At 63.8% G+C, this 12837-nt stretch carries 14 protein-coding genes; 3 read left to right on the top strand and 11 right to left on the bottom strand.

Features of this window, described 5'->3' with window-relative positions:
- Positions 1-2: 2 nt before the first annotated feature.
- From Q8S60_RS18475 to parC, 3 genes are all read left to right on the top strand, one after another.
- A complete protein-coding gene (locus Q8S60_RS18475) occupies positions 3-221 on the top strand; it encodes a hypothetical protein (protein ID WP_305278123.1) in 219 nt (72 codons plus the stop codon).
- 168 nt (positions 222-389) lie between these two features.
- A complete protein-coding gene (locus Q8S60_RS18480) occupies positions 390-677 on the top strand; it encodes a GIY-YIG nuclease family protein (protein ID WP_305278122.1) in 288 nt (95 codons plus the stop codon).
- A 92-nt stretch (positions 678-769) separates the two neighbouring features.
- A complete protein-coding gene (gene parC / locus Q8S60_RS18485; RefSeq protein WP_305278121.1) occupies positions 770-3016 on the top strand; it encodes a DNA topoisomerase IV subunit A in 2247 nt (748 codons plus the stop codon).
- An 80-nt stretch (positions 3017-3096) separates the two neighbouring features.
- Here the strand turns inward: parC and Q8S60_RS18490 are convergent, their stop codons facing one another.
- From Q8S60_RS18490 to motA, 11 genes are all read right to left on the bottom strand, one after another.
- Positions 3097-3588: a hypothetical protein gene (locus tag Q8S60_RS18490; protein WP_305278120.1), complete on the bottom strand. Its 492-nt coding sequence runs from the start codon at positions 3586-3588 to the stop codon at positions 3097-3099.
- A 7-nt stretch (positions 3589-3595) separates the two neighbouring features.
- Positions 3596-5170, bottom strand: coding sequence for a TRAP transporter large permease subunit (locus tag Q8S60_RS18495; protein WP_305278119.1), 1575 nt, complete (start codon positions 5168-5170; stop codon positions 3596-3598).
- 10 nt (positions 5171-5180) lie between these two features.
- A complete protein-coding gene (locus Q8S60_RS18500) occupies positions 5181-5720 on the bottom strand; it encodes a TRAP transporter small permease subunit (protein WP_305278116.1) in 540 nt (179 codons plus the stop codon).
- Positions 5721-5734: 14 nt separating this feature from the next.
- Positions 5735-6808, bottom strand: coding sequence for a TRAP transporter substrate-binding protein (locus Q8S60_RS18505; RefSeq protein WP_305278114.1), 1074 nt, complete (start codon positions 6806-6808; stop codon positions 5735-5737).
- 141 nt (positions 6809-6949) lie between these two features.
- Positions 6950-7270, bottom strand: a complete 321-nt coding sequence (locus Q8S60_RS18510) for an addiction module antidote protein (protein ID WP_305278112.1) — start codon at positions 7268-7270, stop codon at positions 6950-6952.
- A gap of 1 nt (position 7271) precedes the next feature.
- Entirely contained in the window at positions 7272-7559 is a 288-nt protein-coding gene (locus Q8S60_RS18515) for a type II toxin-antitoxin system RelE/ParE family toxin (RefSeq protein WP_305278111.1), read from the bottom strand.
- A gap of 48 nt (positions 7560-7607) precedes the next feature.
- Complete coding sequence (locus Q8S60_RS18520) at positions 7608-8351, bottom strand: arginyltransferase (protein WP_305278109.1); 744 nt, start codon at positions 8349-8351, stop codon at positions 7608-7610.
- Between the two features lie 33 nt (positions 8352-8384).
- Complete coding sequence (locus Q8S60_RS18525) at positions 8385-10244, bottom strand: SLC13 family permease (RefSeq protein WP_305278107.1); 1860 nt, start codon at positions 10242-10244, stop codon at positions 8385-8387.
- A gap of 98 nt (positions 10245-10342) precedes the next feature.
- The gene (locus tag Q8S60_RS18530; RefSeq protein ID WP_305278106.1) at positions 10343-10822 is read right to left on the bottom strand and encodes an RDD family protein; all 480 of its coding nucleotides are present in this window, start codon (positions 10820-10822) and stop codon (positions 10343-10345) included.
- 78 nt (positions 10823-10900) lie between these two features.
- Complete coding sequence (locus Q8S60_RS18535) at positions 10901-11800, bottom strand: flagellar motor protein MotB (RefSeq protein ID WP_305278105.1); 900 nt, start codon at positions 11798-11800, stop codon at positions 10901-10903.
- Positions 11801-11819: 19 nt separating this feature from the next.
- Positions 11820-12683, bottom strand: coding sequence for a flagellar motor stator protein MotA (gene motA / locus Q8S60_RS18540; RefSeq protein WP_305278103.1), 864 nt, complete (start codon positions 12681-12683; stop codon positions 11820-11822).
- Positions 12684-12837 lie beyond the last annotated feature (154 nt).

The raw sequence follows: 12837 nt of genomic DNA on the forward strand, positions 1-12837 counted from the left end.
GAATGCGACGGACGACCATCTACATGCCATTGTTGGACGAAGGGACTGAAGTGTGGGTACAGGTTTCCGCCGAGGCATTGGGCAACGGTCTCTACAAAGTGCTGGGGATCATGCCGCCGGAACAGAACTGGCGCTTTCAACCGGGTTCCGTGGTCGCTCTGCAAGAGAGGGCGTTCAGTTCCGGTGACCGTGGTTTTGAAGCCGTCGAGGCAGAGAGCTGAGCCGTCGACGCTAGGGGTCCGAATCGCTGGTATAATGGCTGTGTATCTCGGAATTACAGGTTCGTCATTGCGAGCGAAGCGAAGCAATCCAGGGGCGGCTGTTTCGGAGTTTGCGGCTCCTGGATTGCTTCGTCGCTACGCTCCTCGCAATGACGTTGAGGGATAGGGATGAAGCGGCCGGCCGTCTACATCGTCGCGAGCGGGCGGAACGGGACGATCTATACCGGCGTGACATCGAACCTCGAACGCCGGATATACGAGCATCGCGAGGGCGTCTTGCAGGGCTTCACGAAGCGGCATGGCTGCAAGAGGCTGGTCTGGTATGAGATGCATGACGAGATGGAATTTGCGATCGCGCGCGAAAAGCAGCTCAAGGGTGGATCGAGGGAAAAGAAGCTGGCCTTGATCGAGGCCATGAATCCCCAGTGGCGGGATTTGTACGAAGAACTGAATTGAATGCGTTATTGCGCTCCTGCGTATGCGGCCCCTGGATTGCTTCGTCGCTCCGCTCCTCGCAATGACGGTGAAGATATGAAGAGTAGAGACACATGACCAAGGCCGTTACCCCGCCGGAGCCGGAACACGAGATCAATTTGCGGGAGGCGCTGGAGGAGCGGTATCTCGCTTATGCGCTCTCCACGATCATGCACCGGGCGCTGCCGGATGTGCGGGACGGGCTGAAGCCGGTGCATCGGCGGGTGCTGTTCGCGATGCGGCAGTTGAAGCTCGATCCGGGCTCGGGGTTCAAGAAGTCGGCGCGCGTGGTGGGCGACGTAATCGGCCGCTACCATCCGCATGGCGACCAGTCGGTCTACGACGCGCTGGTGCGGCTGGCGCAGAGTTTTTCGGTGCGCTATCCGCTGGTCGACGGGCAGGGCAATTTCGGCAATGTGGACGGCGATAACGCGGCGGCGATGCGCTACACGGAAGCGCGGCTCACCGAGGTCGCGGCGCAGCTGCTGAACGGGATCGACGAGGACACGGTCGATTTCCGCGAGACCTATGATGGCGAAGACAGCGAGCCGACGGTGCTGCCGGGGGCGTTTCCGCAATTGCTGGCGAACGGCGCGGCGGGGATCGCGGTCGGCATGGCGACGAGCATTCCGCCGCATAACGCGGCCGAGCTGTGCGACGCGGCGCTTTATCTCATCAAGCATCCGAATGCGAAGACGGAGAAGCTTGTCGAGTTCGTGAAGGGGCCGGATTTTCCGACGGGCGGCATCATCGTGGAGCCGCGCGCGGCGATCCTGGAGGCCTATGAGACGGGGCGCGGCGGCTTTCGCGTGAGGGCGCGGTGGGAGCAGGAAGAGCTGCCGCGCGGCGGCTACCAGATCGTCGTCACGGAAATTCCCTATCAGGTGCAGAAGTCTAAGCTGGTGGAGAAGATCGCCGAGCTGTTGCAGGCGCGCAAGCTGCCGCTGCTGGAAGATGTGCGCGACGAGAGCGCGGAGGAAATCCGCCTCGTGCTGGTGCCGAAGGCGAGAACCGTCGATCCGGCACATCTGATGGAGTCGCTGTTCCGCACGACCGAACTGGAAAACCGGTTTCCGCTCAACATGAACGTGCTGTCCGCCGGGCAGGTGCCGGGGGTGATGAGCCTGCGCGGCGCGCTGCGGGCGTGGCTCGAACATCGCAAGGTCGTGCTGGTGCGGCGCTCGAATTTCCGGCTCGACAAGATCGAGAAGCGGCTCGAGGTGCTGGAAGGCTATCTCAAGGCCTATCTCAATCTCGACGAGGTGATCCGGATCATCCGGCAGGAGGACGAGCCGAAGCCCGCGCTCATCAGGAAGTTCAAGCTGACCGACAACCAGGCGGAAGCGATCCTCAACATGCGGCTGCGGAGTTTGCGCAAGCTGGAGGAGATGGAAATCCGCGGCGAGCACAAGGAGCTGTCGGCGGAACAGAAGACGCTGAAGTCGCTGGTCAAATCCGAAGACAAGCAGTGGGCGCATGTCGCGGAAGAGATCAAGGAAGTGAAGGCGCTGTTCGGGCCGAAGACCGATCTGGGCAAGCGGCGCACGATTTTCTCCGACGCGCCGGCGATCGAGTTCCATGCGATCGAGGCGATGATCGAGAAGGAGCCCGTCACGGTCATCTGTTCGAAGAAGGGCTGGATCCGCGCGCTGAAGGGACATCTCGCCGCGGATGCCGACGTCAAATACAAGGAAGGCGACGGGCCGCGCTTCATCATCCATGCGGAGACGACGGACAAGATCCTGCTGTTCGCGACGGATGGGCGCTTCTACACGCTCAGCGCGGACAAGCTGCCGGGCGGGCGCGGGAACGGCGAGCCGGTGCGCCTCATGATCGATCTCGACGAGAGCCACGACGTGGTGGAACTCTTCGTACACCAGCCTGGGCGGAAGCTCATCGTCGCGTCGCATGAGGGCAATGGTTTCGTGGTGCCGGAAGACGAGGTGGTGGCGATGCGCCGCGCGGGCAAGCAGGTGCTCAATACGACGGGTACGGACGAGGCGGTCGCCTGCGCGGTGGTGCAGGGGAGCCATGTCGCCACGATCGGCGAGAACCGGAAGCTGCTCATTTTCCCGATCAAGGAAGTTAACGAGATGACGCGCGGCAAGGGCGTGCGCCTGCAACGCTACGCGGATGGCGGGCTTGCCGATGTGAAGACGTTCAACCTGAAAGAGGGGCTGACCGTTTACGACAAGGGCGGGCGGTCGCGGACGCATACCGACCTGAAGGACTGGGTGGGCGCGCGGGCGCAAGCCGGGCGGCTGCCGCCGAAGGGCTTCACGAGCGAGCGGAAATTCGGGGGACCGTTCGGGGCGGTGTGAAGAGAGACATCTGAGTTTGTGGCTTCATGGATTGCCGCGTCGCTTCGCTCCTCGCAATGACGAATTTCTTGAAAGGACGTTCAGTTTATCGTGACGGGTTCGCGGAGTTCGTGGGCCCAGTAGCGGATGAAGAGGATGTAGTCGCCGGGGGGCACGCGGGCGGGGTCGAGCTTTACCGTATAGTTGCCGGTCATGTTGTGTTTCGGTTCGAGCGCGCCCTTGATGGGGAGATCGACGCAGGGTTCGTCGTCGCGCTGCGATTGGACGAGATTTTTGTCCTTGTCGGTCAGGAACCAGCGGAAGATTTCGCATTGCGAGGGAAGCTCCAGAGGGAGCGCCTCTTCGGTGTTGTTCGCGAGCGTGAGGGCGACTTCGAGCTCGAGCGGAGCGGCGGCATTCCAGGTGGCGGGCTGGGTCACGCGGGCGGTGAGCTCGACGGGTTCGCTCATGTCGACGCGGCCGGTGACGACGAAGAACATGACGACGCCCACCATCGCGAGGACGACGAGCGAGAAGCGCATCATGTTGCGGCCGGCTTCGCCTGCGGCGTCGGGGGGCGGTGTCATGGACATGTGAACTCTACATTCCGCTGAAGATGAGGCGCGGCAGCCAGGTGGCGAGCGCCGGGAATACCGCGATAACGCCAAGCGCCAGGATTTGCAACATCACGAAAGGGACGGCGCCGCGGTAGATCTGCATGGTGGTGACGCTGTCGGGGGCGACGCCGCGCAGATAGAAGAGTGCGAAGCCGAAAGGCGGCGTGAGGAAGGAGGTCTGGAGGTTGACGGCCATCATGACGCCGAGCCAGACGGGATCGACGCCCATCATGAGGAGGATGGGGGCGACGATGGGCACGACGACAAAGATGATCTCGATGAAGTCGAGGAAGAAGCCCAGCGCGAACATGATGAGCATGACGGTGATGACCGCGCCCGTGGTGCCGCCCGGCATGGAGTTCAGGAACTCGTGCACGGTGTCGTCGCCGCCGAGGCCGCGGAAGACGAGGCTGAAGAGCGCGGCGCCTATCAGGATGACGAAGACCATGGAGGTGATGCGCGCGGTCGATTGCGTGACCTCGCCGAGGACGCCGTTGCGCCAGAGGCGGTGGGTGCTGGCGAGGAGGCCCCAGGCGATGCCGGCGCAAAGGAGCCATGCGAGCCAGATGCCGAGTTGGTCGCCACCGGAGATTTCGGTGCGCGCGGTCCGGAGGTCCATGAAGGAGGTGAGGAACAGAAGCGCGATCAGCGAGAGGGCGGCGGTGCGGACGGGAAGCTTCAGGCCGCCGGCACGCTCGCCCGCGAGAAGGATCGAGCCGATGGCGCCGAGGGCGGCAGCTTCGGTGGGCGTGGCGATGCCACCGAGGATCGAGCCCATGACGGCGACGATAAGGACGACGGGGGGAATGAGCGCGCGGAGCGTGCGGCGGTAGAGTTCGGCGGTGGAGACGCTGTCGTCGACCGGCATGGCGGGCGAGGACTTCGGATCAAGGACGGCGCGGACGACCTGATAGAGAATGTAGAAGCCGACCAGCATGAGGCCTGGGATGAGCGCGCCGGCGAAGAGGTCGCCGACGGAGAGCGTTTCCGGCGAGAAGATGCCCTGTTCGAGCTGCGCCTTCTGGTAGGAATTCGCCAGCGTGTCGCCGAGCAGCACGAGGACGATGGAGGGCGGGATGATCTGGCCGAGCGTGCCGGCGGCGGCGATGGAACCGGAAGCGAGCGCCGGATCGTAGCCGCGCCGCAGCATGGTGGGGAGAGCCAGAAGGCCCATGGTCACGACCGTCGCGCCGACGATGCCGGTGGAGGCGGCGAGGAGCGCGCCTACGATCGAGACGGAAATACCGAGGCCACCGCGCAGCCGGCCGAAGAGGCGGCCCATGTTTTCAAGCAGTTCCTCTGCGACCTTCGAGCGCTCCAGCATGGTGCCCATGAAGACGAAGAGCGGCACCGCAATCAGCACGTCGTTCGTCATGTTGCCGTAGATGCGCTGCGGGAGCGCGGCCATGAAGCCGAAATCGAAGACGCCGAACGCCATGCCGATCAGGCCGAAGGCGAGGGCGATGCCGGCCAGCGTGAAGGCGACGGGGAAGCCCGTCAGCAGCACGGCACAGACCGCGACAAACATCAGCACATCGAGAGATTCGCGGAGCGCCATGAACGGTCTCTCAGAGCAGGGGCGAAGCTTCCTCGACGGGCTTTTCGATCCCGGCGAGAATGCGCAGCGAATGGATGACGGTGGAAAGGCCCTGCAGCGCGAGCAGGACGACGAAGACGAGGATGACGCTTTTCAGGAGGTAGACGCCCTGGATGCCGCTGGTCTCGCGGCTGCCCTCGCGCACGCTCCACGCACTTTCGACGTAGGGAAGGCCGACATAGAAGATCAGTACACAGACCGGCCAGAGGAGAAGGACCGTGCCGCAGAGGTCGACGCATGCCTTGAAGGCGGGCGACGACGAGCGATAGAAAAGATCGACGCGGACATGGCCGTTGTGGAGGAGGGTGTAGCCCGCCGCCAGCATGAAAAGGGTGCCGTGCATGTAGACGATCGATTCCTGCGCCCAGACGGAGCCGACGCCGAAGATGTAGCGCATAAGCACGACGACGAACTGGGTCAGCACCATGAAGAGCGCGAGCCAGGCGACCGCGCGGCCGACGGCTTCGTTGACGGTATCGATCAGTCCGGCGAGGCGGGAGAGTTTGTTCATGACGGTCGACCGCGTCAGCCGCGGCGTGCCTCCACATAACCTTCGTCGCCGATCCGCGTCCATTCCTCGGAAACCGCCAGCGCCTCGCGGAAACTTTCATAGATTTTAGCGGTGGCGGCATCGCTTTTGGCGGCGTCCTCGAGGACTTCGCGCGATGCCTTCTTGAGGGCGGCGAGGACTTCGTCCGGGAATTTACGCATCTGGACGCCGTGCTGCTCGACGAGCGTCTTGAGGGCGCGACCGTTGTGATGCGTGTATTCGGCAAGGGTGTAGTCGTTTTCGGCGGAGCAGGCGGCGCGGACCACGGCCTGCTGCTGCTTCGTGAGCGACTCCCAGACGGAGAGATTGAAGCCGGCGGCGAGGCTCGATCCCGGCTCGTGGAAGCCGGGCCAGTAGTAGAACTTGGCGATGCGGTAGAAGCCGAAGGCCATGTCGTTCCACGGCGCGACCCACTCGGCGGCGTCGATGGTGCCGTTCTGGAGGGCCGGGAAAATGTCGGGGCCGGCGAGCGTGACGGCGGCGGCGCCGAGACGGCGCATGACTTCGCCGCCGAGGCCGGGCATGCGGATTTTCAGGCCCTTGAGATCGTCGAGCGAGTTGATCTCGTTGCGATACCAGCCGGCAAGCTGGACGCCGGTGTTGGCGGCCATGAAGGGTTTGATGTTGAAGCCGGCGGCGAGATCGTCCCAGAGCTCCTGCCCGCCGCCATGATAGATCCAGCCGTTGATTTCGGCGGCGGTCATGCCATAGGGCACGGCGGTGAAGAAGTTGTAGGCCTTGGACTTGCCCTGCCAGTAGTACTCAGCGCCGTGATAGATGTCGGCGGCGCCGCTCGAGACGGTGTCGAAGCATTCGAGGGCGGGCACGAGTTCGCCGGCGGCATAGACCTTGATGTCGACCTGACCGTCCGTCATTTCACCGATACGGGTCGCGAGGCGCTGGGCCGAGGTGCCGAGGCCGGGATAATTTTTCGGCCATGTGGTGACCATCTTGAGCTGACGCTTGCCCTGGGCAATTGCCGGCGCGGGCATGGTGGCGGCGGCGATGGCGGCGGTGCCAGCGCCCGTCAAGAACGAACGGCGTTTCATGGACGACTCCCCGATCTACTTCCCCGGAGCGGCCGTGCGCCGGCCAGCTCTCCCCAATTGAAGGGGTGCAATTCGCGGCCAGTATAGGCGCGCGCGCGCAAGGCGCAACGGCGGCGAAGGGATCGGCCCGTCGTCGAGCGATCAGGCGCCGGTGAGTGTGCCTCCGGTGTTTTCGGTATCGGCAGGGGTGGCCTTGAGGCGAATCCCGAGTGCCTTCATTACGCCGATCAAGGTGGTGAGCTTGGGATCGCCTTCCGGGCTCAGCGCCTTGTAGAGAGCTTCGCGGGTTACGCCTGCCTCCTTGGCGATCTGCGACATGCCGCGGGACCGGGCGACGACACCGAGCGCAGTTGCGATGTAGCTTGCATCGCCGGTTGCCAGCGCATCGGAAATGAGTGCGACGTGGTCTTCCTGCGTATCGAGGTAGAGGGCGGCGTCAAAAGGAACGGTTTCGATAGTCATGTCATACCTCCTCGGCCAGTTTCCTGGCGCGCTCAATGTCTTTCTTCTGGGTGCTCTTGTCGCCGCCACACAGAAGAAGAATGAGAACATCGCCCCGCCGCACGAAATAGACCCGGTAACCGGGGCCGGAATCGATGCGCAGCTCGCCGATGCCGTCGAAAAACTTCGCGTCGCCAAAAAGGCCGGATTCGAGCCGGACGATGCGTTGCGCGATGCGCTTGACTGCCTGACGATCCTTGAGGCCGTCCAGCCAGTCCCGGAAAATCAGTGTTTGGCGGACTTCCAGCATATTTGTTAACTGTAGTTCACAGGATCGACGGCGTCAAGCAGACGTGAACTATAGATTACAGGGCGGAGTCTCCATGCGTCGCCAGCCTTCCATTGTCAGGGCTTCGAGCGGCTGGAAGCGGGTTTTGTAGGCCATCTTGCGGCTGCCATCGACCCAGTAGCCGAGATAGACGTAAGGCAGGCCGAGCGCGCGGGCGCGCTCGATATGGTCGAGGACCATCCATGTGCCGAGGCTGCGCGAGGTCTCGGCCGGGTCGTAGAAGCTGTAGACCATGGAGAGGCCATCATCGAGCATGTCGGTGAGGGCGGTGGCGACGAGGGGGGCCGGGGCGCCGGGTTGGCGGTATTCGATCAGGCGGGTGACGATGGTCGTGTCCTCGACCATGGCGACGTAATCGAGCCTCGACATGTCGGCCATGCCGCCTTCGGCGTGGCGGGCGTCGAGATAGCGGCGCAGGAGCGTGTACTGCTCGTCGGTCGCGCGGGCGGGCTCGGCGGAAGAGCGCAGGCCGGTATTGTGCGCGAGGATGCGGCGGAAGGTACGCCGGGGACGGAACTCATCGACGATCACGCGGACGGAGACGCAGGCCTGACAATCGTCGCAGGCCGGGCGATAGGCGATGTTCTGGCTGCGGCGGAAGCCGGCCTGGGTGAGCGCGTTGTTGAGGGAGACGGGCTCGTCGCCGAGCAGATGCGTGAAGACTTTCTTCTCGTGGCGGCCGGGCAAATACGGGCACGGCTGCGGGGCCGTGATGTAGAACTGCGGAAATCTCGTGCGGGACTGGTCTGTCACTGCTTTCTCGCGCTAGCGGCCGCTCTTTCCGGTTCAGAGCCCATAGTACCAAGGCGCGAAGAAAGAATAAGCCAGCCAGAGCAAAATGACGAGAGGCGCGCCGGCGCGGACGAAATCGCGGAATTCGTAATGCCCCGGTCCCATAACCAGAAGGTTGGTCTGGTAGCCCATCGGCGTCGCGAAGGAACAGTTGGCGGCGAAGATGACGGCATAGACGAAGATCATCGGATCGATGCCGAGCTGGGTGGCCGTGCTGATGGCGATGGGCGTGAACAGCACGGCGGTGGCGTTGTTGGTCAGCACGTTGGTGGTGACGGCGATCGCGAAGAAGAAGGCCGAGAGGATGACCGGCACGCCGTAGCCGGAGAACATTGCGACAGATGTTTCCGCTATGGCGCGCGCGCCGCCCGTGGCTTCCAGCGCGGCGGCGACGCCGAGCATGGCGCCGACCATGAGAAAGATGCGCCGGTCGATGGCGCGGGCGGCCTGGCGGACGTTGAGGACGCCCGCCGCGATGATGGCGGCGGCGGCGCCGACGGCGGCGATTTCGATGGGGACGAGGCCGCTGAGCACGAAAGCGACCATGATACCGAAGATCGCGAGGGCGCGGCGTGCGAGCTTCGGGTCCGGCAGTTCGGTCGCCGACCATTCGAGGAGCAGCACGTCGCGGTTGTGGCGGAGGTCCTGCACCTGCGGACCCTTGCCGAGAATGAGGAGGACGTCGCCCGCCTCGAGGCGGATGTCGTTGAGCAGGGTGCGGATCATGCGGCTGCGGCGCTGGATGCCGAGCACGATGCAACCCGTTTGGTGGCGGAAGGCGATCTGTTCGATGGTCTGGCCGATCATGCGCGAGCCTGGCGCCACGACCGTTTCGGCGAGGATGAGTTCGCCGCCGGGTTTGGCGGGGCCATCGCTCGCCTCGAGGCCGGCCGAGAAACGTTCCTCGAGCATGCCTTCGAAAATGCGCGAGCCCGACTTCAGGGCGTCGGTGAGGGTCTGGCGCGTGGCGGCGACGATGACGACGTCGCCGGGCATGAGGGTCACGTCCTCGAAGGGCGGCAGGATCGGATGTTCGCCGCGCTGGATCATGCGGACCGTCATGTCGCGCAGCGGCGGAAAGAGACCGGCGATGGAGCTCACGCCGACAAGGGGATGGGCGGAGGTGACTTCGAGCTGGGCGATGTATTGCTTGCCGTTGCCGGCTTCCGGTCCGGACAGATCGACGGCGGCGCCACGGTCGGGAACAAGGTGCGGCACGACGAACGTGGCGTAGAGGAAGCCGATCGAGGCGAGAAAAATGCCGGGTACCACGAAGTCGAAGATGCCGATGGGCGGCAGATGCGAGGTCATGACCACGCCGGCCGCCAGCAGGTTGGTGGATGAGCCGATGAGCGTCGTCATGCCGCCGAGGATCGACACGTAGCTCAGCGTCATCATGACCTTCGGCGCGCGCTGGCCGAAGCGGCCGGCGAGCGTGGCGAGGACGGGAATGAACATCACGGCGACGGGCGTGTTGTTCAGGAAGGCGCTGATGACGGCGACCAGCAGGAAGGTGAAGAAGATGGTGAGGCCGGGCCGGGTGGAGCCGAGATCCGCGACGCGGCGGGCGGCGCCGTCGAGGGCGCCGGTCTGGAACATGCCCTGGCCGACGACGAGAAGCGCGAGGACGGCGATCAGCGCCGGGTTTGCGAAGCCCGCGAGGAGCGTGGTCGAACTGAGGAGGTTCTGGCCATCCGGGCCGACGACGGGAAACAGATAGAAGAAGAGGAGAAGAACGACGAGAATCGCGAGAGCCGATACCTCAAGCGAAAGACGCTCGATGCTGAACAGCATGACCGCGACCACGATCAGGCCATAGGTCACCCACATCTGCCAGGCAAAAGCAATTTCCATGCGCGCATCTTGTTCGGTAGCGCATGGCACGACAAGTCGGCGATGCGCCCGGTGATTGAGGGAGTGGATCAGCAGGCGTTACGCGAGGTGGCCTCGGTTCAGACGGAACGGCGGACGAAGACAGTACCGCAAAGATAGTCGTGGAGACAGCGGCGACGTTCGTTGAAAAACGGTACGAGCAGAACGAGAACCGTGCCGACGGCGACGGTCACGTAAAAGAGGACGGTCTGAAGCGCCGCCTGGAGATAGCCGGGCCTGCGCCCGTTCCAGGCGCGAAGCTCGATGCCCTGCCAGCGCATGCCCGGCGTCGCCGAGTGCCGGCCGCCCAGGGTGAGCGTGAAATAGGCAAGGGCGATGAGGGGGGTGAGCGCGGCGCCCGGCCAGAGCAGGCCAAATGTCAGGATACCGAGGACGCCAAAAACGACCGACGCCAGCACGAGCAGGACGCAAAGGACGGCCAGATCGGCGAGAAAAGCGAGGCAGCGGGCCATGACGATGCCGTCGAAGGCGCCCGCGGGCCACTGGACGCTTTCCGAAGCGGAAAGGCCAGTTGGGGCTACATGATTGCTTTCGCTCATCTTTTTCCCGTCGATGTAAAACCGGTCTGTTTCACATAAGGGGAGAAAATGGGGAAGGCAAGTGCGGTTTCGACCGGATCAGGGGCTGAATCCGGGGGGCGTGACCGAGGCTTCGCGGAGGAGAACGATGGACAGGCGCCGATTGGCGGCCATGTAGGGGTCTTCGGGGAAGAGCGGCTCGGAATCCGCCTTGCCGACGACCTGGTAGATGCGGTCGTTGGAAAGACCCGCCTTGGTGAGGATGCGGCGCGCGGCATTGGCGCGGTCGGCGGTGAGCTCCCAATTGGAATAGCCAGGCCGCCCTTCGACCGGGTTCGCGTCCGTGTGACCCGAGATGCTGACGCGGTTCGGCAGCTTGATGAGGATTTTCGAGACCTCGTCGATCAACTGGCGGGTTCGCTCGTAGGGTTCGGCATTGCCGGCGGGGAACATGGAGCGGCCATCCTGATCGACGATCTGGATACGGAGGCCTTCCGGCGTCTCGTCGACGATGACGCTGCGCGAAAGCTCGGCGAGATCGGGGTTCTCGCGCATCGCCTGACGGATGCTCTCGGCGGCGGCGCGGAAATTCCGTTCGTCGCGGGCGGACTTTTCCTGCAGGAGTTTGTCCATTTGCGCGGCGGCGGCTTTTTCTTCCGCCGTCTCGGGGCTTTTCGGCTGGGCGGGCGTCGATATGGTCATGACGACCTGCGGCTTGGTGCCCGCCATGCGCGAGCCTTCCTCGTCGAAGGCGGTGCCGCCCATGATGCCGCCCGCGCCACTTGTGGAACGGCTGACGTTGGACGGCGCGAAATAATCGGCGAGGCCCTGTTTCTGCTCCGGCGTCGTCATGCTGATGAGCCACATCAGCAGAAAGAACGCCATCATGGCGGTCACGAAATCGGCATAGGCGATCTTCCACGCGCCGCCGTGATGGCCGTGGACGACCTTCTTGACCTTCTTGAGGATGATCGGCTGCTGGTTGTTCGGCGCGGCCATGCTGTTCAATCCCTATCCGTCAAGCGGCAGGCTGCAGGGCGGCGGTGGACTGTTCCACTTCGATGAAGGTGGGACGGACTTCCGACATCAGCGCCTTGCGCGCGAATTCGATGGAGACGGCGGGCGCGTAACCCGCCATGTGGGCGAGAAGGCCCGCCTTCATCGAGAGATAATATTTCGACTCCGCTTCGTAGGTGTTGCGGAGCGACTGCGCCATCGGACCGAAGAAGCCGTAGGCGACGAAGACGCCGAGGAAGGTGCCGACAAGAGCGCCGCCGATGAGGCCGCCGAGAATAGCGGGCGGCTGATCGATGGAGCCCATGGTCTTGATGACGCCGAGCACGGCGGCGACGATGCCGAGAGCGGGCGTGCCGTCGGCAAGCGCCTGCATGGCGCTGACGATGCGCTCGCGCTCCTGATGATGGGTTTCGAGTTCTTCGTCCATCAGCGATTCGAGTTCGTGCGCGTTCTCGGTGCCGAGGGTGATCATGCGCAGGTAGTCGCACATGAATTCGATTGCGTGGTGATCGGCTGAGAATTTGGGAAACTGCGCGAAGATGGTGCTCTCGCCGGGATTTTCGACATGCGCTTCGAGCGCGAGGTTGCCCTTGCTCTTGGCGAGCTTGAAGAGGGTGTATTGCAGGCCGAGCAATTCCAGGAAGGCGGCCTTGTCGTAACGCGGACCTTTGAACAGGGTTCCGAGAATGCCGCCAACCGCCTTCAGCACCGAGGGGGGATTGGCGATGCAGAACGCGCCGAAAGCCGCGCCGAGAATGATGACGGCTTCGAAGGGCTGCCAAAGCACTTCAAGGTGGCCGCCCATTGCAGCGTAACCACCGAACACGCTCAGCAATACCAGTCCGATGCCAACAATGAGCCGCATATGCCCGAGTACTCTCTTTGTAGGTATATTCCCGCAGCAACAGCCGCGTAGCAGGCCCGCCCCGCCTCGTGCTCCATTCTTGCGGCGCGCGTCTTAACAGCGGGTTTAACCAAACGCCGGAATGGCGCGCTTCCCGGCGGTTTTGCGTGAAAAC

Origin of the sequence: Parvibaculum sp. (genome assembly GCF_030694575.1) — a bacterium.
Classification (GTDB): domain Bacteria; phylum Pseudomonadota; class Alphaproteobacteria; order Parvibaculales; family Parvibaculaceae; genus Parvibaculum.

What these genes read in the sequence shown, in the direction of transcription:
- Q8S60_RS18475 (WP_305278123.1), top strand. Translation starts at nt 3, where the DNA reads ATGCGACGGACGACCATCTACATGCCATTGTTGGACGAAGGGACTGAA.
- Q8S60_RS18480 (WP_305278122.1), top strand. Translation starts at nt 390, where the DNA reads ATGAAGCGGCCGGCCGTCTACATCGTCGCGAGCGGGCGGAACGGGACG.
- parC (WP_305278121.1), top strand. Translation starts at nt 770, where the DNA reads ATGACCAAGGCCGTTACCCCGCCGGAGCCGGAACACGAGATCAATTTG.
- Q8S60_RS18490 (WP_305278120.1), bottom strand. Translation starts at nt 3,588, where the DNA reads ATGTCCATGACACCGCCCCCCGACGCCGCAGGCGAAGCCGGCCGCAAC.
- Q8S60_RS18495 (WP_305278119.1), bottom strand. Translation starts at nt 5,170, where the DNA reads ATGGCGCTCCGCGAATCTCTCGATGTGCTGATGTTTGTCGCGGTCTGT.
- Q8S60_RS18500 (WP_305278116.1), bottom strand. Translation starts at nt 5,720, where the DNA reads ATGAACAAACTCTCCCGCCTCGCCGGACTGATCGATACCGTCAACGAA.
- Q8S60_RS18505 (WP_305278114.1), bottom strand. Translation starts at nt 6,808, where the DNA reads ATGAAACGCCGTTCGTTCTTGACGGGCGCTGGCACCGCCGCCATCGCC.
- Q8S60_RS18510 (WP_305278112.1), bottom strand. Translation starts at nt 7,270, where the DNA reads ATGACTATCGAAACCGTTCCTTTTGACGCCGCCCTCTACCTCGATACG.
- Q8S60_RS18515 (WP_305278111.1), bottom strand. Translation starts at nt 7,559, where the DNA reads ATGCTGGAAGTCCGCCAAACACTGATTTTCCGGGACTGGCTGGACGGC.
- Q8S60_RS18525 (WP_305278107.1), bottom strand. Translation starts at nt 10,244, where the DNA reads ATGGAAATTGCTTTTGCCTGGCAGATGTGGGTGACCTATGGCCTGATC.
- Q8S60_RS18530 (WP_305278106.1), bottom strand. Translation starts at nt 10,822, where the DNA reads ATGAGCGAAAGCAATCATGTAGCCCCAACTGGCCTTTCCGCTTCGGAA.
- Q8S60_RS18535 (WP_305278105.1), bottom strand. Translation starts at nt 11,800, where the DNA reads ATGGCCGCGCCGAACAACCAGCAGCCGATCATCCTCAAGAAGGTCAAG.
- motA (WP_305278103.1), bottom strand. Translation starts at nt 12,683, where the DNA reads ATGCGGCTCATTGTTGGCATCGGACTGGTATTGCTGAGCGTGTTCGGT.